This is a genomic window from Nocardia sp. XZ_19_385 (assembly GCF_015355755.1).
In the GTDB taxonomy this organism is placed as follows: Bacteria; Actinomycetota; Actinomycetes; order Mycobacteriales; family Mycobacteriaceae; genus Nocardia.
In genome coordinates this window covers 273644-295685 of the sequence record NZ_JACVEE010000003.1, presented here as the reverse complement: position 1 = coordinate 295685, position 22042 = coordinate 273644, and the positions used below count along the sequence as shown (strand labels likewise).

Here is a 22042-nt window from a genome sequence, read left to right as displayed (position 1 = left end):
TGACTCCTCTGGCTCGGCCAACGGATCGCCGTCCAAAGCGGGACCTGACCGGGGCATCTCGCGGGAAGACCACTCGGCGGTGTCCCACTTATCCGCTGACTACTTGCCGACCCCTCAACCCTCGCCCGATTGGTCCGCGCCTATCGGGATGCGATCCGGCAGTTCGGTGAGCGCTGCTCAGTGCGAGGGCATGCCATAACGGTGGTCGCCCCCTGACTTGGCCGACGGATCGCGGCCCAAGCGGGACTTGACCGGGGCATCTCGCGGGTACACCGCTCGGTGATGTCCCACTTATCCGCTGACTCCGCTGGTTCGGTCGACGGATCGCGGCTGAAAGCGACTTGACCGGGGCGTTTCACAGGTAAACCACTCGGTGATGTCCCACTTCTCCACTGACCCCCTGGCTCCGCCGACGGATCGCGGCCCAAAGCGGGACTTGACCGGGGCGTTTCGCAGGTAAACCACACGGCGGTGTCCCACTTCTCCACTGGCCCCCTGGCTCCGCCGACGGATCGCGGCGCAAAGCGGGACTTGACTGGGGCGTTTCGCGGGAGGACCGCTCTGCGGTGTCCCACTTGGCGACTGGCCTGGGGCGGTCGACCGGCAGCTCACTTGCGCCAGAGAGCTGTGATTTCTTCCTGTAGGACTGCTTCTGGGTGGTCGATGAGTAGGTGATGGTGGTCGGAGACCACTGGGCGGCCGGCTACCAGGACCTCGCGGACGTCGCTTGCGGTCGCGGCGAAGAGGGCGGCGGCGGGGGTGGTGCCTGCGGTGCGGATCGATTCGAGGTCGATGGTGACCAGGTCCGCTGCCGCGCCGGGTTCGATGCGGCCTGCTTCGGGCCAGCCGATGGCGGCGTGATCGGTTGCGGCGGTGAATAGTTGGGTGATGTCGAAGCAGCCTCGGGTGCGGGTGGCGAGGCGTTCGTCGAGTTCGAGGGCGCGCCATTCTTCGAAGGCGTCGATGACGGCGTGACTGTCGGTGCCCAGGCAGAGGCCGATTCCTTTGTCGCTGAGCAGCTTTGCCGGGCCGATGCCGTCGCCGAGGTCGCGTTCGGTGGTCGGGCAGAGGCAGACCTGGGTTCCGGTGCTCGCGAGCAGGTCGGCGTCCGCGGCGGTGACGTGGGTTGCGTGGACCGCCACCGACTGCGGGCCCAGCGCTCCCGCTCCGGCGAGCAGTTCTGTTGGGGTGCATCCGTGTGCCGCGGTGCATTCTTCGTTCTCCGCGGGCTGCTCCGACAGATGTACGTGCAGGGGGCGGCCTGCCGCCTGTTCGGCGACCACGCTCAGGGCTTCGGCGGGCACCGCACGCACGGAATGAGCGGCAACACCGGTTCGTACCAGTTCGGAATCCGGTATGAAGTCGGCGGAGCGCTCAGCCCACGCGACTACATTCCCATCACTGAACCGCTGCTGATGTGCACCCAACTCCTGACCGAAACCCCCTGCCAGATAGCAGGTATCGAGCAGCATCAGACGAATCCCCGCATCTACTGCCGCGCTCGCCAGTGCCGCACTCATCGCATTCGGTTCCGAGTACCGCTTCCCATCGGGCCCGTGGTGCAGATAGTGAAACTCGCCGACGCTGGTGTACCCGGCCGCCACCATCTCCGCGTACACCCCACGCGCCAACCGGTAGTACGAATCCGGATCCAATTGCGCAGCAACGGTATACATCCGTTCCCGCCAAGTCCAGAACGTGCCGTGGTCATCATGCGTCCGCCCACGCAAAGCCCGATGGAACGCGTGCGAGTGCGCATTAGCGAACCCTGGAATCGTCAAACCGCGCAACGCCGTCCCCCGGGACGCGGAATCCGGGACCACCGCCCGGATCACGCCAGCGTCGATCTCGATCGTCACACCGCTGGCGAGACCCTCAGGAAGCCAGGCAAATTCCGCCCAATAGGTGCTCATGGCGCGCCGCCCTCCACCGTGCGTGGCCGCTCATGCGTACACGCCAACGTCCGGATTGCCTCATTGGTCCAAGATCCTCCGGTCCACGCTCCCCGGTCGTTCCTCAGCGCCCGAGCGCCTCGTGCGGCCGAGCTACCTGGTGCGGCCGAGCTGCCTCGCGCGACCGAACTGCCTCGCGCCGCCGAGCTACCTCGCGCGACCGAACTGCCTCGCGCGACCGAACTGCCTCGCGCGACCGAACTGCCTCGCGCGACCGAACTGCCTCGCGCGACCGAACTGCCTCGCGCGACCGAACTGCCTCGCGCGACCGAACTGCCTGGACGGCGTCGACGGCGTGGACGGCCTGAAACCGAGGCCATCATGCTTGCTCCTGCATGGGTATCCGCACCCCGCGTTCGTCGGCGACTTCGGTAGCCCGCTCGTATCCCGCGTCCACGTGGCGCATGACTCCGGTGCCCGGGTCGTTGGTGAGCACTCGCTCGATCTTCTGGGCCGCGAGGTCGGTTCCGTCGGCCACGCAGACCTGGCCGGCGTGGATCGAGCGGCCCATGCCGACGCCGCCGCCGTGGTGGATGGATACCCAGCTCGCGCCGGAGGCGGTGTTGAGCAGGGCGTTGAGCAGGGGCCAGTCGGCGATGGCGTCGGATCCGTCTGCCATGGACTCGGTTTCGCGGTAGGGGGAGGCGACGCTGCCGGAGTCGAGGTGGTCGCGGCCGATGACGACGGGGGCGCTGAGTTCGCCGCTGGCGACCATTTCGTTGAAACGCAGGCCCGCCAGGTGGCGTTCGCCGTAGCCGAGCCAGCAGATGCGGGCCGGGAGTCCTTGGTAGGCAACGCGTTCGCCCGCGAGGTGCAGCCAGCGTCGCAGGGATTCGTTGTGCGGGAACAGCTCCAGCATGGCGCGGTCGGTGGCGGCGATGTCGCGGGGGTCGCCGGAGAGGGCGGCCCAGCGGAAGGGGCCCTTGCCTTCGCAGAACAGGGGACGGATGTAGGCGGGGACGAATCCCGGGTAGTCGAAGGCACGTTCGCAGCCGCCGAGCTTCGCCTCGCCGCGCAGCGAGTTGCCGTAGTCGAAGACTTCGGCGCCGCGGTCGAGGAAGCCGAGCATGCCTTCGACGTGGTCGGCCATGGATTCCCGGGCGCGGTCGGTGAATTCATCGGGTTTCTTGGCCGCGTAGTCGGACCAGTCGCCGACTTCGACGCCGCGCGGCAGGTAGGACAGCGGGTCGTGCGCGGAGGTCTGGTCGGTGACGATGTCGGCTTCCAGGCCGGCGGCCAGCAGCTGCGGAATCAGCTCGCACGCGTTGCCGATCAGCCCGACCGACAACGCTTTTCGCGCGGTACGGGCAGCGGAGACCCGCCGGACGGCGTCATCGAAGTCGTCGGCGATCTCGTCGAGGTAGCGGTCGGCCACCCGCCGCCGGGCGCGCGCCGGATCGCATTCGATGACCAGCGCCACGCCACCGTTCATGGTGATCGCCAGGGGCTGCGCGCCGCCCATGCCGCCCAGGCCTGCGGTGAGGGTGAGCGTCCCGGAAAGCGTTCCGCCGAAACGCTTGTCGGCAATCGCGGCGAAAGTCTCGTAGGTGCCTTGCAGGATTCCCTGGGTGCCGATGTAGATCCAGGAGCCCGCCGTCATCTGCCCGTACATGGTCAGCCCGAGGGCTTCGAGGCGGCGGAACTCCGGCCAGGTCGCCCAGTCCCCCACCAGATTCGAGTTCGCGATCAGCACGCGCGGCGCCCATTCATGGGTGCGGAACACTCCCACCGGTTTCCCGGATTGGACGAGCAGTGTCTCGTCCAGGTCGAGGGTGGTCAGTGTCCGGGTGATCGCGTCGAAACTGGCCCAATCCCGCGCCGCTTTCCCGGTGCCGCCATACACGACCAGGTCCTGCGGGCGTTCGGCCACGTCCGGATCCAAGTTGTTGTGCAGCATCCGGATCGCCGCTTCGGTCTGCCAGCTTTTGGCGGTCAACGCTGTGCCACGCGCAGCCCGCACTGTCCGTGCCGTCATGAACTGTCCTCCAGGTCCTTACGTGATGTTGGCTCCGTCGTCACGGCATGCCATCGCGGGGCCGCAAGTAATCCGTGGCTGGCGTCCTGATCCGGGCCGAGACGCCGGGGGCTTCAACATCTGGGTCACTGCCGAGAACATCCGGGACGACGGGAGATTCAACATTCAAGCTCCTACGACGGAAGGTGCTGGGCGACAGCGACGCTGAGGGCCCCGCTGCGGATCAACGCCTCCGCCGCCGCGATCTCCGGAGCGAGGTGCCGGTCCGGGCCGGGCCCTGGGACTGTGGTGCGCAGCAGCGCGACCGCGGCGGCGGTGGCCGGGCCGGGGTGCAGTGGCGCACGTAGATCCAATGCTCGTGCGGCAGTGAGGTATTCGATGGCCAGAACCGTGGTGAGCCCGTCTACCGCCTTGCGCAGTTTGCGTGCCGCCGACCAGCCCATCGATACATGGTCCTCCTGCATCGCACTGCTCGGGATCGAATCCACCGAGGCGGGCACCGCGAGGCGTTTCAGCTCGCTGACCACACCGGCCTGGGTGTACTGCGCGATCATGTGCCCGGAGTCGACACCGGGGTCTGCGGCCAGGAACGCCGGAAGACCATGGGAGCGTGCGGTATCCAGCATCCGGTCGGTGCGGCGCTCGGCCATGCTGGCCACGTCCGCGATCGGAATCGCCAGGAAATCCAGCACATACGCCACCGGCGCGCCGTGGAAGTTTCCGTTGGATTCGAGGCGGCCATCGGCCAGCACGACGGGATTGTCGATGGCGGAAGCCAATTCGCGGTCGGCGACGGTTTCGGCGTGCGCCACGGTATCGCGGGCGGCGCCGTGTACCTGCGGCGCGCAACGCAGGGAGTAGGCGTCCTGCACCCGATTGCAGTCCGGCCCGCGATGACTCGCCACGATCTCCGAGTCCGCCAACGCCGTACGAATCCGCTCCGCCGACCGCGCCTGCCCTGGATGCGGGCGCAACGCCTGCAGGTCCGCGGCGAACACCCGGTCGGTGCCGAGCAGCGCCTCCACGCTCATCGCCGCGGTAATGTCGGCGACGTCGAGCAGCATGCGCAGGTCTTCGATTGCGAGCACCAGCATGCCGAGCATGCCGTCGGTGCCATTGGTCAGCGCCAGCCCTTCCTTCTCGGCGAGCACGACGGGCTTGATCCCCGCGGCACGCAATGCTTCCGCAGCCGGACGCCGCACGCCCTCGGCATCGACGACCTCACCCTCCCCCATCAACGCCAGCCCGATCGCCGCCAGCGGCGCCAGATCCCCGGAGCACCCGAGCGACCCGTACTCCGGCACCACCGGCGCGATCCCCGCGTTCAACAGCGCGGCCAACGTATGCGCGGTCTCCGGCCGCACCCCGGTATGCCCGGTGGCCAGCGTCCGCAACCGCAGCAGCATCAATGCCCGCACCACCTCGCGCTCCACCGCCGCGCCGGCCCCCGCGGCATGCGAACGAATCAGCGACCGCTGCAGCGCGGCCCGGCTCTCCGGCGGAATGTGCCGCGTCGCCAGCGCCCCGAAGCCGGTCGACACCCCATAGGTCGGCACACTCCCGACCGCCAAGGCCTCCACATGCTCACGCGCCCTACCCAACCGCTTCTCCGCAGCCCCACTCAACCGCACCGTCGCCACACCCCGCGCGACAGCGACAACCCACTCCCGCGACAGCGGCCCATCCAATTCCACCTGTGCGATTTCCGGCATAGCTCCCATTCCACAACCGCAACCCCCCAGCCAGAACGAGGCCACGCCGGATACAGTCTGGTATTTCAGACAGATCGGGGAAACACCGTGAGCGAGCACCGCCAGCCGAGAGCAGAACCGAGCCACCGCTCATGAAAGCCGAGCTCAGCGATGCGCAGTCCTCGACCGAGATCCGCAAGCGGACCGAAGGTAATGCCGCCCTATCGCCCGCTACGGAATCCCGCGAGCGAACTGAAGGCAGAGCCGAGTCACCGCGCGTGCCGGAGCCAAACGCCAGCGACGGGCAGCCCATATACAAGCCCCGCAAGCGAACCGAGGGCAGAGCCGAGTTACCGCGTGTGCCGGAGCGAATCGCCAGTGACGGGCAGTCCGTACGTAAGCGAACCCAAGGTAGAGCCGGGCTATCGCTCATGGGCGCCAAACGCGAGCGGCGGGCAGACCGTGAGGGCGTCCCGAGCGAACTGATGGTGGAGCCGAGTTACCGCTCGGCGGAGCCAAAGGCTAACGAGGTGCAGTTCGTGAGTGAACCCCGCATGCGAACCGAGGGCAGAGCTGAGTTGTCGCACGTTACGGAGCCGAGCGCCAGCGAGGTGCAATCTGCAACGGAGTCCCGCGAGCGAACTGAAGGCAGAGCCGAGTCACCGCGTGTGCCGGAGTCAAACGCCAGTGACGGGCAGTCCGTACGAAAGGCCCGCAAGCGAACCCAAGGTAGAGCCGGGATAACGGTCATGGTCGGCCAACGCGAGCGACGGGCAGTCCGTAGGAGCCTCGCGAGCGAGCCGAGCGTAGCGCCGAGTTATCGCTCGACGGAGCCGAAGGCTGATGAGGTGCAGTCCTCGAGTGAACTCCGTAAGCGAACTGGAGGTCGAGCCAAGGCGCTTGGGAATGCGCCGGACGCTGGCGAGGTGCACCCGTGAGCGACATTCCGGCCCTGCGTCGTGGGCTCGCCGTGCTGCAGTTGCTGGCGACTCGGGCCGGCCCCGTTTCGGCCGCCACCATTGCGCGTGAGCTCGAGCTGCCTCGCTCTACCACCTATCACCTGCTCGCCGAACTCGAGCAGGCTCGGTTCGTTATCCATCTACCGGCTGAACGGCGTTATGGCCTTGGTATTGCCGCGTTCGAACTCGGCTCGGCGTACCTGCGGCACGATCCGCTGGAACGCCTCGCGGGCCCGCTATTGCGGGAGCTCGTGGAACGGGTCGGCCACAATGCCCATCTTGGTGTCCTGCACGGCAATGAGTTGTTGTACCTGATCAAGGAGCACCCTCGCCGACCCGAAACCTTGGTCACTGATGTCGGGGTACGGCTTCCGGCGCAGCTGACTGCTTCGGGTCGCGCTATCCTCGCGCACCTCCCGGCGGCGCATGTGCGGGCGCTGTTTCCTAACGCGGGTGCGTTTGTCCGCCGCACCGATCGGGGGCCGACGACCCTCGCTGCGCTGCGCTCGCTGCTATCGGCTGAGCATCGCCGCGGCTGGTCCTGCGAGGATGGCCACGTCACCCCGGGGTTCGCGTCGGTCGCGCACCCCGTGTTCGATCACGCCCATCACCCGATCGCCAGTATCAGCGTCACGTTGCGGCACCACTGCGACGACATTCCGTGCAGCGCTGACTGGTCCGCACTGGCGGCCGAAGTACATTGCAGCGCAACCGAACTGACCCGGCGCATCGGCGGGCGTGCCGACTGAGCACAGCGGTGTGCCGCCAGTGCTTCGCGTGAATGCGATGCTCCAGCGGCACAACACTTCCGGGCAAGCCCGAATTACTCGCAGGCGACCCCGTCTCCGTCTCGGTCGAGCTTCGAGCTGTAGCCGGGCTCACCCCGATGCAGCGGAGCGGCACCAGCGGCCCTCGCCGCAGCGCAATTGGCGTAGTAGGCGGCCTGCGGGACCGTCGTCACCGGTGCGGGAGGTGCGACAGTGGTCGGCACCACAACCGGGACACGCACCGTCGTCGGAACCACAACGGGCGCACGCACCGTTGTCGGAACAATCACCGGCGGCACAACCGTCGTTGGAACCGAAGTCGTCTGTGGCACAGCCTCGTTCAGCGTCGCGGTCGCCCCAGAAGTCGGTGTGCTGGTCGGGGTCGTCGTGGGCACCTGGGTGGCGATCGGCGCCACTCGGGCCGACGACGGCACCGTCGTGGACCCTGGCTTGTCACCGCCGCCGATCATGCCGACAAGCAATAAGAAGGCTAGTAATCCGCCGCCGATTGCGGCGAAAATCTTCAGATTCTTCTTCTTTGCTGCGCGCTGAGACGCATTCGGCTGCGGCCGGTTATCCATGGGGTACTTTCTCTGTCTCGCAGGCGAATCCGTCGCCGGTGCGGTCGAGCTATACCCAGGGATTCGGCGCCGTCGCGCCCAGCGTTACGGCTATGAGAGCGAACTGCTCTGACGCGCGCCGAGAACCCTTTCCAGGGCCGCTTTTTCGGACTCCGCAACTCGGAGGCGATAGCAGAACTTGACCTCGATCCGCTGTGTTCCCCCGCCGGCTACGATCCGCCGAAAACTCATCTCGCTCTTTCCTGCTCACTTCATCGACACTGCGCTACCGAAGGGTAACGACCCCAGAGAATATCGAGCGACCGATTGTTTTCCTAATCCGGCAATCCGGACGGGTCAACGCGGCGGGATCGCCGAGGGCGCGATGACAGCGAAAAGCGCGAACACGCCGCGCGCGAAATCGAGCCGCCCGACGCCGAATTGCCGCAGCGCCGGACCGTGATCAGCCGCCACAACCACGGTCACGCCCACCATCAGCACCCACCACGCGACCAGTGCGAAATACCGTGCCGGACGGGAATTCGCGGCGAAAGCGACACGCAACCGCTGGCAGTGAAACGGCACGTGCCGTTGTTCGTCGGCGAGAATGAGCCCGGCGACCTGGGTGGTCAAGGGATCGCCCGCACCGTCGCGCAGCGCCCGGTAGTACCTCAGCGCAACAACTTCCGCGAGCATCAGCACCATCAGTTCGATTCGCAACCCCAGCGCCCGCCGCAACCGCACGAACACCGCGTCGGTCCAGTGCCCGGAAATAGTCGGCTGCCCGGCGGCTTGCAGCAGCAGCCCGAGCAAGCGCGCGTGATTGCGTTCCTCGGCGATGAACAGCCGCACGGCGGCCGAATATTCCGGATCCCCGGCGCGATCCGCTTTGCCGATCAGATTCGCGCCGTCGCCGCTCTCCCCCACCTGGAAGCGCTGCACACTGCGCACCACCGCCGGATCGAGCCGGGCGCCGCGTGACCAATCCGGGTCACCCGCGGCGGCGCGCGCGGTCACCTTCGCTTCGAACTCGCTTGTCCAGCGCGTGAAATCGCCAGAATGACCGACGCCGACCTGCACTTTGTTCATAGGCGAAACCCTAGGAAGCAGCTGTGCAGGTCGGCGGGGGCAGAAGTGGAGATTCTGTGCAGGGTTACGGCTTCCGGCCGACACCGCCCCACACCGAGCCGGGCCGGATCCCGCGCTCCTCTTCGTCGGTGCGCCAATAATTCAGGGGGACAATCCCTGGCTCCACCACTTCCAGCCCCTCGTAATAGCTGGCGATCACCTTGTTCGGACGCGGATGGTAGGGAACACCACCGGATTTCGCGTAGTTGTGGCAGAGCCGCACATAGCCTTCGTCATCGTCGGTGCCGTCGTTGTGCGCGAGGTAACTACCGGGGACGACAGCGTCCATCATGGTCTGGATGATGCCGCGCGCGTCATCGGCGGTGGGCGCGTGCCCGAGGACTCCCATGAACAGGATCGCGATGGGTTCCTTGAAGTTCAGCACGTTGCGGGAGTCGGCGATGATCGCCTCCGGCTCGTTGAAGTCGGCTTCCACATAGGTGGTCACCCCTTCGTCGGTGGTGTTGATCAGCAGCGCGCGGGCATGGGCGAGCACCAGCGGATCGTTGTCGACGTAGACGATCTTCGAGGACGGCGCCGCCTTCTGCGCCACCTCGTGCGTGTTCTCCATGGTCGGCAGGCCGGTTCCGATATCGATGAACTGCCGGATCCCGGCCTCGGCCGCCAAGTACCGGACGGACCGGATGAGGAACTGGCGGGACTGGATCGCCATGGTCTTGATGTCCGGGTATCCCTGCACCGAGGACTCCCCCACGACCCGATCGACCTCGTAGTTGTCGCGGCCCCCCAGCCAGTAGTTCCAGATCCGGGCCGAATGCGGAATATCGGTGCGGATTAGGTCTTTGCGCTTGTTCGCCATGGAGGCTCCTGAAACGAAAGCAACGGTTGCGTCGCGGTGACTGTACTGCCGATCGGTGGTCCACCGGAGCGGGTTTCGCGGACTGTGGGCGATCCGAGTCCCGGTTGCCAGAAAATCTCGGAAAAAGTTCTGCGAAGTATGTCGAGGAAGCGCGATCGGCTCCGACTTACAGGCAACAAGCCCGAACATGCGGGCTAAAACCTGAAGGAGAACATCATGAGCATCATCAAGAGCACCGGAGCGGTCGTCGCCGGACTCGCCGCGGCGAGCATCGCATCCCTCGGCACCGACGCGGCCCTGAAGGCAGCCGGCGTGCTGCCCCATGATCATCTGTATGTCGGTGTGCCGCTGGTCCTTACGGTGATCGGCTATCGCACGGTATTCAACATCCTCGGCGCCTACCTCACCGCGTCACTGGCGCCCCGGCGACCGTTGAAGCACGCGGTAATCCTGGGCGGCATCGGCACGTTCTTCTCCGCGTTCGGCGCCGTGGCCACCTACGACATGGATATCGGACCGCACTACTACGCCCTGAGCCTGGTCGTGCTGGCCATGCCGAGCGCACTGCTCGGCGGCTACCTGCAGACTCGCGGGCGGGCCGCGCGGGTGGCGGTGGCCTAGGACTCCAGCACCGCCATGGCGGCATTGTGGCCGCCGATCCCGCTGACGCCCCCACCGCGCACCGCGCCTGCCCCACAGAGGAATACGGTCTTCCGGCCGGTCCCCACACCCCATCGGGTGGCGGGATCGGCCGGATCGTCGTCGTGGCAAGGGAAGGCGAGATCGCGGTGGAAGATGTGACCGCCGGGCAGGCCGATGTCGCGTTCCAGATCGATCGGGGATTTGGCCTCCAGGCAGGGTTTGCCGGTGGCGTCGAGGGCCAGGCAGTCGGCGATGGGCTCGGCCAAGACCGTATCCAATTGCGCGAGAGTTGCTTTCACCAGCTCATCTTTGGCCTTGGTGGGGTCGGCGGCGAACAGCCGCGCGGGGGTGTGCAATCCGAACAGGGTGAGGGTGTGCAGGCCCGCCACGGCGGCATCCGGGGACAGAATGGACGGGTCGGTCAGTGTGTGACAGTAGATTTCGGAAGGCGGGGCAGCGGGGAGCCGGCCGTCCGCAGCATCCCGGTAGGCCTGTTCCAGCTGGCTGTAGGACTCGGCGATGTGGAATGTTCCGGCGAAGGCGTCGCGCGGATCCACTGCGGTATCGCGCAATCGAGGCAGCCGACGCAGAACCATGTTCAGTTTGAGTTGCGCACCTTCGGGTTTCACGGGCAATGGATCGCCGAGCAAGCGGGCCAGCTCGTATGGGGAGGCGTTCACCAGGACGTGACCGGCACCGGTGATTCCGCGCTCATGCCGGACTTCCGTTGTGCCACCGTCTGTTTCGATCGCGATGACCGCACAGCCGGTGACGATTTCGGCTCCGGCGGCACGGGCCGCGTCGGCCAGCGCGTCGGTCAGCGCACCCATGCCGCCGACCGGCACATCCCAGTCGCCGGTGCCGCCGCCGATCACGTGATACAGAAAGCAGCGGTTCTGCAGCAGGGACGGGTCGTGGGCGTGGGCGAAGGTGCCGATCAGCGCGTCGGTGAGCACGATGCCACGCACGGTGTCGTCGGCGAAGGTCGCCTCGATGGTCTCGCCGAGCGGCCGCTCGAAGATCGCCTCCCACATGGCCTCGTCATCGATGAGCTCGGCCAGTTCGGTGCGCGCGGGCAGCGGCTGGGTCAGGGTCGGGAACACGCGTTCCGCCAACCGGCCGGTGCGCGCGTAAAAGCCTTGCCACGCTTGGTAATCCCGGTCCGAACCGGTGAGCCGGGCGAAGCTGTCCCGGGTGCGGTCCGCGGATCCGGTGTCGATCAGCAGGCCGCCGGAGCCCACCGGCGTATAAGAGGAGATCCGCCGCCTGCGTGTTTCGAACCGCAGGCCGAGGTCCCGAATGATCTGCGGCGGAAGCAGACTCACCAGATACGAGTATCGCGACACCCGCGCGCCGATGCCCGCGAACATGCGCGCCGAGACGGCCGCGCCGCCGGTGTCCGGCTCCTTTTCCAGAACCAGCACCGATCGTCCGGCTTGCGCCAGGTAGGCAGCGGCGACAAGGCCGTTGTGGCCGCCGCCGACGATCACGGCATCGTAGGAGGAGCGCGTCGGGGTCATCCGTCTTCGATAGCACGCCGGGCGAGCCGGAAGCTGCCGACGCGCAGTATTTGCCTGAAGTTGTCTGAGATCAGTGCACAGGTGCCGGGACGGACCGATCCACGGCTCGGCCGGGTGCTTGCGCGTAGCTCCCCGAGCGGACCGTAGCAGGACCCTCCGACAACTCGAATCCCCGTGTCGGACAGGCCAAACGACCAGATAGGTAGACGTTTCCAGGCGCCGAAACTTGTCGGTGCCCCCGCGTAAGTTGATCACCATGACAAGCAACGGGAGGGAAGCCGATGGACACCTCTGAATGGGAGCGAAGCTCGGTGGTGCGGGTGTTGCCCACCGTCGCACCTCGCAAGCTGGCGAAGGTTCCTTTCGTCGAAATGGCCGACGGCAGGCTGCAGGGCGTGGTGTCCAGCGGCTCCGATATCGCACGGGTCTACGTGTCCTCGGTGTCGGCCAAGACGCACGGGCTCAGCTGCAGCACGAACAACAATCGGCCCTGTGGCGGGTTGAACAACGGGTGGCAGTGCAAACACATCGACGCGCTGATCACCGAGGCGGCCCTGCAGTACGGGGTGGAGCGGGTGGCCGGGTTCCTGCGGGTGGAGGCCACCGACGCACGGGAGCTCACGGGCGCGCTGCGGGGCCGCCGCGACCCGGCGCCGGCGGCCGCGGTGTTCAGCCGCTTCCTGCGGCATCTCGCCTATCTGGAACTACCGGGCAGCTCCGCGCCGATTCCGGAGCTGCAGTGGTTCCCGGCCACGGGGGTGCAGCGCTGATGCTCGCGACACAACTGGCCCAGCTACTGGACGAGCCGGCGGGGGTCGCCGAGGTCGGCGAGGTGATCGCCGGGTTCGACGACGCCCTGGTGCACGGGTTCGCACGGATCGGCGACGAGCAGGCCGCGGCACTGGCCACACTCGCCGGGGCGATCGGCGGCTCGCCGCTGAGCGCGCCTGTCGCCGATGCCATCGCCAAGCTGAATACGGGCTCGATCGGCCCGGAAGATCTTTCGGCACTGGCCGCCGCCCGCGCGGCACTGCTCGGAGCGGTGCACGACGCACTCACCGAGCGGCTCGATACCGCACTCGGCCGATCGAGATCCGCATGGGTCCAGGGGGATTCGGCCGCGGCACCGGGAAATCTGGTCGCGGGCTGCCGAGCCTGGCTGCAGGAGCTGGCGATCACCGGCTGGCGCGGCGTCGACCACGACCTGGTCTCGGCGGCCGACCAGACAGTGGAGGCCTTGTGGGCCGAGCCCGGTCTGCGGCGGCTCGCTGTACTGCTGGACGGGCTCGCCGCGGAGCTGAGTGCCTCGTCTCCGGTAGCGACCATGGATCGGGTACCGGCCAAACGCTGGGCCGACCTCTGGGCGCGGGCGCTGCTGCTGTCCTGGCGGGGCGACGAGTTCTCCGGAGCCACAACGGTTTCCGGACGCCTGCTGATCCTCGGCGTGGACGTACACGAGCACGGGACAGCGGTTCAGGCACAGGTGTATGCCGTGCTGGAAAGCTCGGAAGGCACCCGGCGAGTACGGGCGAGCGTCTCCGCCGCCAAAGTCGACACCATTGTCGGCCCGGCGATCTGGCAAGTGCTCGGCGCGCATCCCGTGCTCCTGAAAGCGCTGGCCGAACACCGCAGCGTCGACGTAACCGACATGCCGCTCACCGCGAGTGGCGACCTGCTCTGGCACGACGACCGCGCCGCGCTGGGCGCCCCGGCGGATCCGTTCGCCAGCGCGCGGATTCAGCTCCCTGCGGCAACCGGCCCGGCCGTGCCGCCACTGGACCGCGATCCCGTCCACGTTGCCGAACCGGTCCTGCTGGAGGGCTACCGGCTCAAGGAGGGCAGCCTCGAGCTCGACGGACATCGGCTCGCCTTGGAGCTGGACCGGCTGCCCAGCTGCGGCCCGCTCACCCCGACGTCGTTCACCGGCTCCTCGGCGTGCCTCGGCTTGCTGCGGTGGGACGCGGGCAGCTGGAGCCTGCGCCCGCTCGCCGTGCGGAAGACAGTCAAGGGCGCGATCACCGAACTGCACGGCGGCGATTGGGCGTGCGGCCCGACCGATCCGAAAGTCGTGAAGGCACAGGCGAAGTCGGGCGATTCCGTGGCAGTGCTACGGGAACGAGCAGGCAGGTTGCTGCGGAAATGAACGAGACCTACGAAACCCAGCGACAGATCCTGTATTGGCGTCTGCTCGCGAGCATCTTCGACAACGAGCCGCAGCCGGCGCTGGAATCGGGCAGCGCCGCCGTAGTCGGCGACCTCGGGCTCCCGGTCGCACTGCTCGACCCGGGTGTCTCGATCGACACTGTCGTGCAACGGTTTCCGGAACTGGAAACAGAATTCGAAACCCTTGGGGCCGCAGTCCGGACCGAAGACGACGCGGACGCGGACGAACCCGCAGCGACGGACCTTCCCGACGCCGACGCCGACGCCGATGCCGCGAATGTCGTTGATACGCAGCAGGTCCGGAGTGCCGCACTGGTCTCCAAACTGCTGCTCAACGTCTTCGCCACCGGTTCGGGCAATGTCAGCGCCACCCAGCTCGCGGGCTGGCAGCGGGACGCGGGCTGGCTGAAGCGGATCCTCGGTGACGAGGGCAACGGCGAGATGCGCACGGTGCTGGCAGATTTGGAAGGCGATCTGGTCTCCCGGATGCGGCTGCGCGAAGTGCTGGCCGACCCGGGCCTGGCCGCCCAGCTCACCCCGAGCATGTCGCTGATCGAACAGCTGCTGCGCGACAAATCCAACCTCTCCGGCATCGCCCTGGCCAATGCCAAGGCGCTGATCCGGCGGTTCGTCGAGCAGATCGCCGAGGTGCTGCGCACCCAGGTGCAGCAGGCCAGTGCGGGCACGATCGACCGTTCGGTGCCGCCCAAGCGGATCCTGCGCAACCTCGATGTCGACCGGACCATCTGGAAGAACCTGCCGAACTGGAACCCGAACGACGAACGCCTCTACGTGGATCGGCTGTTCTACCGGCAGACCGCCAAGCGGACGGTGCCCGCGAAGATGATCGTCGTGGTCGACCAGTCCGGGTCCATGGTCGACGCCATGGTCAACTGCACCATCCTGGCCTCGATTTTCGCCGGCCTGCCGAAGGTCGACGTGCATCTGATCGCCTACGACACCGACGCCCTCGACCTCACACCCTGGGTGCACGATCCGTTCGAGGTGCTGCTGCGCACCAACCTCGGCGGCGGCACCGACGGCCGGGTCGCCATGACCCTCACGCAGCCGAAGATCACCGACCCGAAAAACACCGTGGTGGTGTGGATCTCGGACTTCTACGAATGGGAATGCCAACCCCTGTTCGAGTCCATGCAGGCCATTCATCGCAACGGGGTGAAGTTCATCCCGGTCGGCTCGGTCAACAGCTCCGGGCACCAGAGCGTGAATCCGTGGTTCAAAGAACGCTTCAAAACCATGGGGACGCCGGTGCTTTCGGGCCGCATCCAGAAACTCGTCCACGAACTCAAGAACTTTCTCGACTAGGAGATTTCAGACATGTCCGACACCTTGCGCGCCCCTGCCGAAGTCAAGTACGCCGACGAGCTGGCCTGGCTGGAATCGATCGACGACGGACCCAAGCCGTTCTCGTGGCGGTTGAGCCCGAAGATGGTCCGCTTGTTCATTCTGGGCTCCGAACGCGCCGATGGACTGGACCGCCAGATCGACCAGAAGTGGTTCGGTGACCGCAGTTTCGTCGAGCGCAGCATCGTCACCCTGGCTTCCGACCGTGGCCTGCTGCTGATCGGCGACCCGGGCACCGGCAAGAGCTGGCTGGCCGAACTCCTGTCCGCCGCGATCAGCCGCAACTCCACCCTCGTCGTACAGGGCACCGCCGGCACCACCGAGGATCACATCAAGTACTCCTGGAACATCTCCATGGTCATCGCCAAGGGCCAGTCCCGGGAGTCGATGATCCCCTCGCCCATCATGACCGCGATGGAGAACGGCGTGATCGGCCGTTTCGAAGAACTCACCCGCTCCACCAGCGATGTCCAGGACGCATTGATCTCGATCCTGTCCGAGAAATACGTCTCCATCCCCGAACTCGACGACGACAACATCGTCTTCGCCAAGCCCGGCTTCTCCATCATCGCCACCGCCAACAGCCGCGACCGCGGCGTGAACGATCTGTCCTCGGCGCTCAAGCGCCGCTTCAATTTCGTGCGCATCCCGGTGGTCACGAACAAGCGCAGCGAAGCCGAGATCGTGCGTTTCCGGACCGCCGAGCTGCTGCGCCGACACCAGATCGAACTGGAGGTGCCGCCCACGCTGCTCGACATCCTGCTGGATTCCTTCGCCGATCTGCGCGCCGCCGCGGCTGCTGCCGCCAGTGACGACGAGAAGCTGGAGTCGGCGCTCTCGACCGCCGAGCAGATCGGTGTGCTCGAGGACGCCATCCTGCACAGCCAGTTCTTCGGCGACAGCACCCTGCGAGCGAACACCCTGGCGAGTTCGCTGGTCGGGTCGCTGGCCCGGCGGGCGCCGGAGGATCTGGCGATCCTCAACAAGTTCTGGCACGGCGTGGTCGAACCGCGCAGCAAGAACTCCGATGACTGGTCGCAGTTCCTGGACGGCGGCAAGGACGCGATCGCGAGGCTCTCATGACCGAGCCGGCACAGTTCTCCGCGCTACGCGACCAACTGACCACCGCCGCAACGCAATTCGCCGGTGCACCCGGTGCGGCCACGGATATCTTGACCGGCATCGTCGACGATGTCGACCGGGCGCTGCGCGAAGAGCTCGAGATCTTCCCGGTGTGCCACCATTCGCCCGCCTCCGCGCTGGCGATGGCACGCCGACTGCACGAAAAACGGCCCAGCGTCATCTATTTGGAGCTGTGTGAGGATCTGCGCCCGATTCTGGACGAGCTGCGCAACTGCAAGCTGCCGGTCGCGGTGCAGGCCTGGGCGGGCGAGCCGGACGGGTTGCCGAAGGAGTGGGCGCCGCTGTCGGTGGTCGCACCGATCACCGAGGCGTCCGCGGAATATCAGGCCATCGCCTACGCGCTCGACACTCCCGGCGTGGAACTGGTGCTGGTCGACCGTTCCACCGACCACGTTTTCCAGTGGACGCCGGCCGAACCCGCGGAGCCGGCCGAGGGCGAGGAAGCAGCCCTGCACGGTGACGCGGTGGGCATCGAAATCGGCGATATGCGACCGCATTTCGCCGAGCTGGAGCAGCATCTGCTGCACCACGGCAAGGTCCGGCATTGGTCGGAATGGTGGGACCAGTACGTCGAACAGCCGTTGTCGGGCGCCGATTACGACACCTACCGCCAGGTGATGGTGTTGATCGGCAGCCTGTTCCGCCGGTTGCGGCGCACCGATCTGGACCGCGACGAGGACCGGGAACGCTACATGTGGACCCGCATGCGCGAGCACCTTGCCGCGACCGGTGCCGACCCCGCTAGCTGCCTCTACATCTGCGGCGCGTTCCACGCGGCCAGCCGGGTCGAGCAGTTCGGGCTGGCTTCGCAGGCGCCCTTCGAGATCACTCCGCGTTCGGCGACGGCCTGGCAGTACGGGCTGATCCCGTCCAGCCATTCCGCGATCGAAGCGCAATTCGGGCTGGCCTCGGGTTCGGTCTCGATCGCCACGGCGACCTGGGCGAAGGGCTTGCGGCGCAACGGGATCAAGTCGTTCCAGTTGAACGGGCAACCCGCGAAGGCCAGTACCCGGCGCGGGAAGGTGCAGCCGCTGGCCACGGTTCCGGCCGCTGCCGACAAGCTCTCCGGGTTCCTGTCCAGCCCACCGCAACTGGACGCCCTCGACGAAGCCGAACTCCTGGAATGGTCGGTCGACATCGTCCGGCTGGCCCGGCGCAACGGCTACCTGGCCTCCACCGCCGACGCCATCGCGGTCTTCGAGACCTCGATCCTGTTGGCGGGCATGCGAAATCGGGCCCGCCCGACCCCGTACGACTTCCAAGACGCGGCGATCACCTGCATCGAGAAGGACCACACGCCCGGTCGTCGCGACGTGCGGCGGCTCTGCGAGATCCTGCTCGGCGGCGATCGGATCGGCCAGGTCGGCTATGCCGCGCTGCCGCCGCTGGCCCAGGATGTCCTCGATCGGCTCGAACCCCTCGGGCTGGACCTGAGCAAACGCACCGTGCAGCGCTGCCTGCTCGACCTGCAAACCGACAAGCATCTGCAACCGTGCTCGGACCTGCTCTGGATCCTGCGCCGGCTCATGCCCGCCGAGGCGGTGCGCCCCATCATGGGCACACGAGCACTGGGTGAACGCTCGATTCAGGAATCCTGGGATCTGGCGATCGGCAAACACCAGCGCGCCCTGGTCCAGATCGGCTACGAGGGCGTGACTCTCGAACAGGTGCTGGAGCAGCGGCTCCGGCGGGCCGTCAACGACCCAGATGCCACCGCGGCGGTGGCACTGGCCGCCGTCGAGGACGCGCTGTTGTACTTGGGCTCCTCCCGGCTCGCCGACGAGCTGGGCTCCCGCGCGGTGGAATTGCTGGCCGCCGAGCGCTCGGTCGACGATGCCCCGGAGGTGCTGCGCCGAATCCGCCTGCTACTCAACTACTTCCGCTCTACCGAGGCCGGATTGCCGGACTGGTGCGGGAAATTCGTCACTGCTGGCTATGCCCACTACTGCACCCTGCTGCCCACCGCGTTCGCCGACGAAGACACCGGCGTCCGCCCGGTCGCGGCCATGCTCGGCTTCCTGTTCGGCATGGAGAACCTGGCGCTGTCCCTGGGCTGCGATCACACCCAGCTCGAACTCGCGGTCCTGCAATCCCATCCGGAGGCACCGGCCAAGGTCGCGCTGCTCTGGGCCACCCGCTACCAACTGGGCCTGCTGACACTGCCGGAACTGCGCACCCGTTGCGACGACATGCTCGCCAATCCCCTTGTCGTCCCGGCTTTCCCGCAGTATCTCAGCGGCTTCATCCAGGCCATGGACCCGGTCCCCACGCTGAAACCCTTCATCGTGGAGGTGTTGTCGAAGGCCTTCGGCCGGCTCCCCGACTCGGTCCTGCTCCCCTGGCTGCCAAAACTGATCACCACGTTGAAAGGCCAAGCAGCCGAACTCATCCCGTCTCTCACCCGCGAAGCGGGCCGCACCTTCCCCGCGACCCTGCCCGCACTCCAATCCTGGGTGCCGCCGTGGATCGCGGCACCGAAACCCCTCGCCGCGCTCCCCGCTGCGCCGGGCGGCCCGGCCACCGACCTGCTCCGATCCCATCCCGCGACCTGTGACGCTCTCACCGAGTTGCTCGGTTACCAGGGAACGTGGCAGTCGGCCGGTCCCGCCACCAACACGGCCGTGACGGCCTTGCTGGACAAGCACCCCGCCACGGCCACCGCGCTCGCGACCCTCGTCCCGGGCGCCTGACCACTCCGCGCCCGAAACCTGCGGCACCCCATGTGCCGCAGGCTTTCGGGCGTCCAGCACTTGATAGGTGTCAACCCGCCTGACATTCAGGCACTATGGCGGAGTGGGGATTCGGGAAGTTCTAGGCCGGGCAGCATCGGTGCGTCCGCGCCCGCGCGTGGTACTGCGGTGGTCGGCCATCGTTGTCTTGGCAGGTGCGCTCGCCGTGCTGGCCTCGGTCGGCTGGGTCAGGTATCAGGCCAGCGGGCACGAGTACACGGCGGACGCGGTACCGGCGACAGAGGTCGCGATCGTCTTCGGCGCGCAGGTATATGACGACGGCCAGCCGTCGCCGTACTTGGCGGCGCGACTGGATATCGGGCGGCAGCTGCTGGAGTCCGGGAAGGTCAAGGCGCTCTTGCTGACCGGGGACAACGGCCGGCGCACCTACGACGAGCCCGAGGCCATGCGCAGATATCTGGTGCGCAAGGGCGTCCCGTCCGCCAAGATCGCGCTGGACTACGCCGGGTTCGACACCTATCAGTCCTGCGTCCGGGCACACAAGATCTTCGGCGTGCGGCGGGCGATCGTCGTGACCCAGGATTTCAGCGTTCCCCGCACGGTGTCGCTGTGTCAGGCGGCCGGGATCGAGACCGACGCGGTGGCAGACCACAGTCAGCCGCACGAGGGTGTCTGGATCAAGTGCTGGGTGCGCGATCAGATCGCCTCGACCAAGGCGGTGTGGGAGATGGCCACCGAGCCGGACCCGAAGTTCCTCGGAAACGAGGAGACCTCGGTGCGAGACGCTATTTCGGCGAGTCCGAAGTAACGGTCTCAGCCGCCGTGCACGACGCAGCCGTAGCCGAGGTGCTGGCCGGTGCCGACGCGCACGTCGACCGTCGCGGTGATGATGTCGTCGGGAACCTGGACAGCGCCGAGGGTGTGTAGGCCCGTAGTCGCGGGCACCCATTTCAGGATGGCGACGCCGCCGGTCGGTTTGATCGTGTTGAGCGGAATTCCGTTGTCGTAGAAGTAGACCGGGGCCACAGGGTCGGTGACGAACGCTTGCACGGTATAGGTGCAGCCGGTGCCGTAATTGGTGGCGGAACCGACGTTGATGTCGGCGAAGATCCCGAGACGGGTCGCGGTCGCGCCCGCTCCGGGCGCACCGAGCAGTGCGGTCGCCGACATTGCGGCGCAGACGGCCGCGACGACGCCCACGCGCAGGGGCAGTCGGGCGGTTGGTTCGGTGATCCGGTCACTCATGTGGGAGTCCCTCGTCGCGCGGTGCCGGCGCACGTCGATGGAGCTGCGTCGGCCGGTCCAGTGCGCCTGATGGTAACGGCTGCACCCGCCCGATAACGGCTGATCACGCCAGCGCGTCAGCTAGAGACAATGCACCCCCGTCGTCCCAGCGCATGCCGGGACGACGAGGGGCCACTCAGTCGACCAGGACCGCGATCGGTTCCGCGACGCAGGCCGGTTTCGCACCGCCCTCGATCTCGATGGTGACCCGAGTCGAGATCTGAGCGCCCGCGGACTTGCGATCCACCGCGACCAGCTCGACTCCGGCTCGCACCCGGCTGCCCACCGGCACCGCGGCCGGGAACCGGACCTTGTCGGAGCCGTAGTTGATGCCCATCTTCAGCCCGTCGACCCGGTAGATCTCGGACACCAGCATCGGCAGCAGCGACAGCGTCAGGTACCCGTGCGCGATGGTGGTCCCGTACGGTCCATCGGCGGCCCGGACCGGATCGACGTGAATCCACTGGTGATCACCGGTTGCCTCGGCGAACAGATTCACCTGCTCCTGGGTGATGGTGTGCCAGTCGCTGTAACCGAGATGCGTGCCGACCGCCTGCTCGAGTTCGGCCGTTCCATTGAAAATCTTCATGGCGTCAGCTGGTCGGTCCGCCCGCGACGTAGAGGACCTGGCCGGACACGAATCCGGCCGCCTCACCGACGAAGAAGGAGACCGCGTTGGCGATGTCGTCGGGCTGCCCGACCCGCTGGACCGGGATCTGCTTGGCCGAGAACTCGATGAACTGGTCGAAGGGCACACCCACCCGCTCGGCGGTCGAGGCGGTCATGTCGGTCTGGATGAAGCCGGGTGCGATCGCGTTCACGGTGACGCCGAACTTGCCGAGCTCGATCGCGAGGGTCTTGGTGAAGCCCTGCAGGCCGGCCTTGGCCGCGGAGTAGTTGGCCTGCCCGCGGTTGCCCAGCGCCGAGGTGCTCGACAGGTTGACGATGCGGCCCCACTTGGCTTCGGTCATGTACTTCTGGGTGGCGCGGCTCATCAGGAACGACCCGCGCAGGTGCACGTTCATCACCGAATCCCAGTCCGCCAGCGACATTTTGAACAGCAGGTTGTCGCGCAGGATGCCCGCGTTGTTCACCAGTACGGTCGGGGCGCCGAGTTCGTCGGCGACCCGCTGCACCGCCGCTTCGGCCGACTGCTCGTCGGAGACGTCGACGCCGACGGCAAGAGCCTTGCCACCGGCGGCTTCGATTTCGGAGACCACGGTCTTGCAGGCGGATTCGTCGAGATCCAGGATGGCGACCGCGAAACCGTCGGCGGCGAGCCGGCGGGCGGTGGCCGCGCCGATGCCGCGGGCGGATCCGGTGACAATGGCTGTTCGGGTCATGGAGACTCCTGACGTGAATGGGCGACGTTCGAGACATACG

19 protein-coding genes are annotated in these 22042 nt (G+C 67.0%); 9 read left to right on the top strand and 10 right to left on the bottom strand.

The genetic code is table 11. The annotated features are described in order from the left end of the window. Nucleotides 1–608: 608 nt before the first annotated feature. From IBX22_RS24980 to hutH, 3 genes are all read right to left on the bottom strand, one after another. Nucleotides 609–1913: a formimidoylglutamate deiminase gene (locus IBX22_RS24980; protein ID WP_194818139.1), complete on the bottom strand. Its 1305-nt coding sequence runs from the start codon at nucleotides 1911–1913 to the stop codon at nucleotides 609–611. A gap of 358 nt (nucleotides 1914–2271) precedes the next feature. Further along, nucleotides 2272–3927 (bottom strand): urocanate hydratase, encoded by a 1656-nt coding sequence (hutU, locus tag IBX22_RS24975; protein ID WP_194818138.1) that lies wholly within the window; start codon nucleotides 3925–3927, stop codon nucleotides 2272–2274. A gap of 173 nt (nucleotides 3928–4100) precedes the next feature. Next, the gene (hutH, locus tag IBX22_RS24970; RefSeq protein ID WP_194818137.1) at nucleotides 4101–5639 is read right to left on the bottom strand and encodes a histidine ammonia-lyase; all 1539 of its coding nucleotides are present in this window, start codon (nucleotides 5637–5639) and stop codon (nucleotides 4101–4103) included. A gap of 913 nt (nucleotides 5640–6552) precedes the next feature. On the opposite strand from hutH, the gene IBX22_RS24965 reads away from it, so the two are divergent. Next, a complete protein-coding gene (locus tag IBX22_RS24965) occupies nucleotides 6553–7326 on the top strand; it encodes an IclR family transcriptional regulator (protein ID WP_194818136.1) in 774 nt (257 codons plus the stop codon). 74 nt (nucleotides 7327–7400) lie between these two features. Here IBX22_RS24965 and IBX22_RS38350 read toward each other — a convergent pair whose 3' ends face one another. After that, on the bottom strand, nucleotides 7401–7538 hold the full coding sequence (locus tag IBX22_RS38350) for an excalibur calcium-binding domain-containing protein (protein WP_309234784.1): 138 nt from the start codon (nucleotides 7536–7538) through the stop codon (nucleotides 7401–7403). 19 nt (nucleotides 7539–7557) lie between these two features. On the opposite strand from IBX22_RS38350, the gene IBX22_RS38345 reads away from it, so the two are divergent. Then, nucleotides 7558–7896 carry a hypothetical protein gene (locus IBX22_RS38345; RefSeq protein WP_309234783.1) on the top strand — a complete coding sequence of 113 codons (339 nt, stop codon included), beginning with the start codon at nucleotides 7558–7560 and terminating at the stop codon, nucleotides 7894–7896. 365 nt (nucleotides 7897–8261) lie between these two features. Here the strand turns inward: IBX22_RS38345 and IBX22_RS24955 are convergent, their stop codons facing one another. Both IBX22_RS24955 and IBX22_RS24950 read right to left on the bottom strand, forming a co-directional pair. Then, nucleotides 8262–8993, bottom strand: coding sequence for a ferritin-like domain-containing protein (locus tag IBX22_RS24955; RefSeq protein ID WP_194818135.1), 732 nt, complete (start codon nucleotides 8991–8993; stop codon nucleotides 8262–8264). Between the two features lie 64 nt (nucleotides 8994–9057). Then, a complete protein-coding gene (locus IBX22_RS24950) occupies nucleotides 9058–9852 on the bottom strand; it encodes an SAM-dependent methyltransferase (RefSeq protein ID WP_194818134.1) in 795 nt (264 codons plus the stop codon). Between the two features lie 216 nt (nucleotides 9853–10068). Here IBX22_RS24950 and IBX22_RS24945 point away from each other — a divergent pair, with 216 nt between their 5' ends. Continuing rightward, a complete protein-coding gene (locus IBX22_RS24945; RefSeq protein WP_194818133.1) occupies nucleotides 10069–10473 on the top strand; it encodes a hypothetical protein in 405 nt (134 codons plus the stop codon). Here IBX22_RS24945 and IBX22_RS24940 read toward each other — a convergent pair. Beyond that, nucleotides 10470–12014 carry an NAD(P)/FAD-dependent oxidoreductase gene (locus IBX22_RS24940; protein ID WP_194818132.1) on the bottom strand — a complete coding sequence of 515 codons (1545 nt, stop codon included), beginning with the start codon at nucleotides 12012–12014 and terminating at the stop codon, nucleotides 10470–10472. The genes IBX22_RS24945 and IBX22_RS24940 overlap by 4 nt on opposite strands. Nucleotides 12015–12295: 281 nt before the next feature. On the opposite strand from IBX22_RS24940, the gene IBX22_RS24935 reads away from it, so the two are divergent. The 6 genes from IBX22_RS24935 to IBX22_RS24910 all read left to right on the top strand — a co-directional run bounded on the left by IBX22_RS24935 (nucleotide 12296) and on the right by IBX22_RS24910 (nucleotide 20183). Further along, on the top strand, nucleotides 12296–12784 hold the full coding sequence (locus IBX22_RS24935) for a hypothetical protein (RefSeq protein ID WP_194818131.1): 489 nt from the start codon (nucleotides 12296–12298) through the stop codon (nucleotides 12782–12784). Then, entirely contained in the window at nucleotides 12784–14157 is a 1374-nt protein-coding gene (locus IBX22_RS24930; protein ID WP_194818130.1) for a hypothetical protein, read from the top strand. The genes IBX22_RS24935 and IBX22_RS24930 overlap by 1 nt, the downstream gene beginning before the upstream one ends. Next, entirely contained in the window at nucleotides 14154–15503 is a 1350-nt protein-coding gene (locus IBX22_RS24925) for a VWA domain-containing protein (RefSeq protein ID WP_194818129.1), read from the top strand. Before IBX22_RS24930 ends, IBX22_RS24925 begins: the two co-directional genes overlap by 4 nt. Nucleotides 15504–15515: 12 nt before the next feature. Next, entirely contained in the window at nucleotides 15516–16625 is a 1110-nt protein-coding gene (locus IBX22_RS24920) for an AAA family ATPase (protein WP_194818128.1), read from the top strand. Further along, nucleotides 16622–19375: a DUF5682 family protein gene (locus IBX22_RS24915; protein WP_194818127.1), complete on the top strand. Its 2754-nt coding sequence runs from the start codon at nucleotides 16622–16624 to the stop codon at nucleotides 19373–19375. The genes IBX22_RS24920 and IBX22_RS24915 overlap by 4 nt, the downstream gene beginning before the upstream one ends. A 103-nt stretch (nucleotides 19376–19478) precedes the next feature. Beyond that, nucleotides 19479–20183, top strand: a complete 705-nt coding sequence (locus IBX22_RS24910; protein WP_309234782.1) for an ElyC/SanA/YdcF family protein — start codon at nucleotides 19479–19481, stop codon at nucleotides 20181–20183. 5 nt (nucleotides 20184–20188) lie between these two features. On the opposite strand, the gene IBX22_RS24905 is transcribed toward IBX22_RS24910, so the two are convergent. The 3 genes from IBX22_RS24905 to fabG form a co-directional block, all read right to left on the bottom strand. Continuing rightward, nucleotides 20189–20620, bottom strand: coding sequence for a hypothetical protein (locus tag IBX22_RS24905; protein WP_194818126.1), 432 nt, complete (start codon nucleotides 20618–20620; stop codon nucleotides 20189–20191). A gap of 175 nt (nucleotides 20621–20795) precedes the next feature. After that, the gene (locus tag IBX22_RS24900) at nucleotides 20796–21248 is read right to left on the bottom strand and encodes a MaoC family dehydratase (RefSeq protein ID WP_194818125.1); all 453 of its coding nucleotides are present in this window, start codon (nucleotides 21246–21248) and stop codon (nucleotides 20796–20798) included. 4 nt (nucleotides 21249–21252) lie between these two features. Continuing rightward, nucleotides 21253–22002 (bottom strand): 3-oxoacyl-ACP reductase FabG, encoded by a 750-nt coding sequence (gene fabG, locus IBX22_RS24895; RefSeq protein ID WP_194818124.1) that lies wholly within the window; start codon nucleotides 22000–22002, stop codon nucleotides 21253–21255. Nucleotides 22003–22042 lie beyond the last annotated feature (40 nt).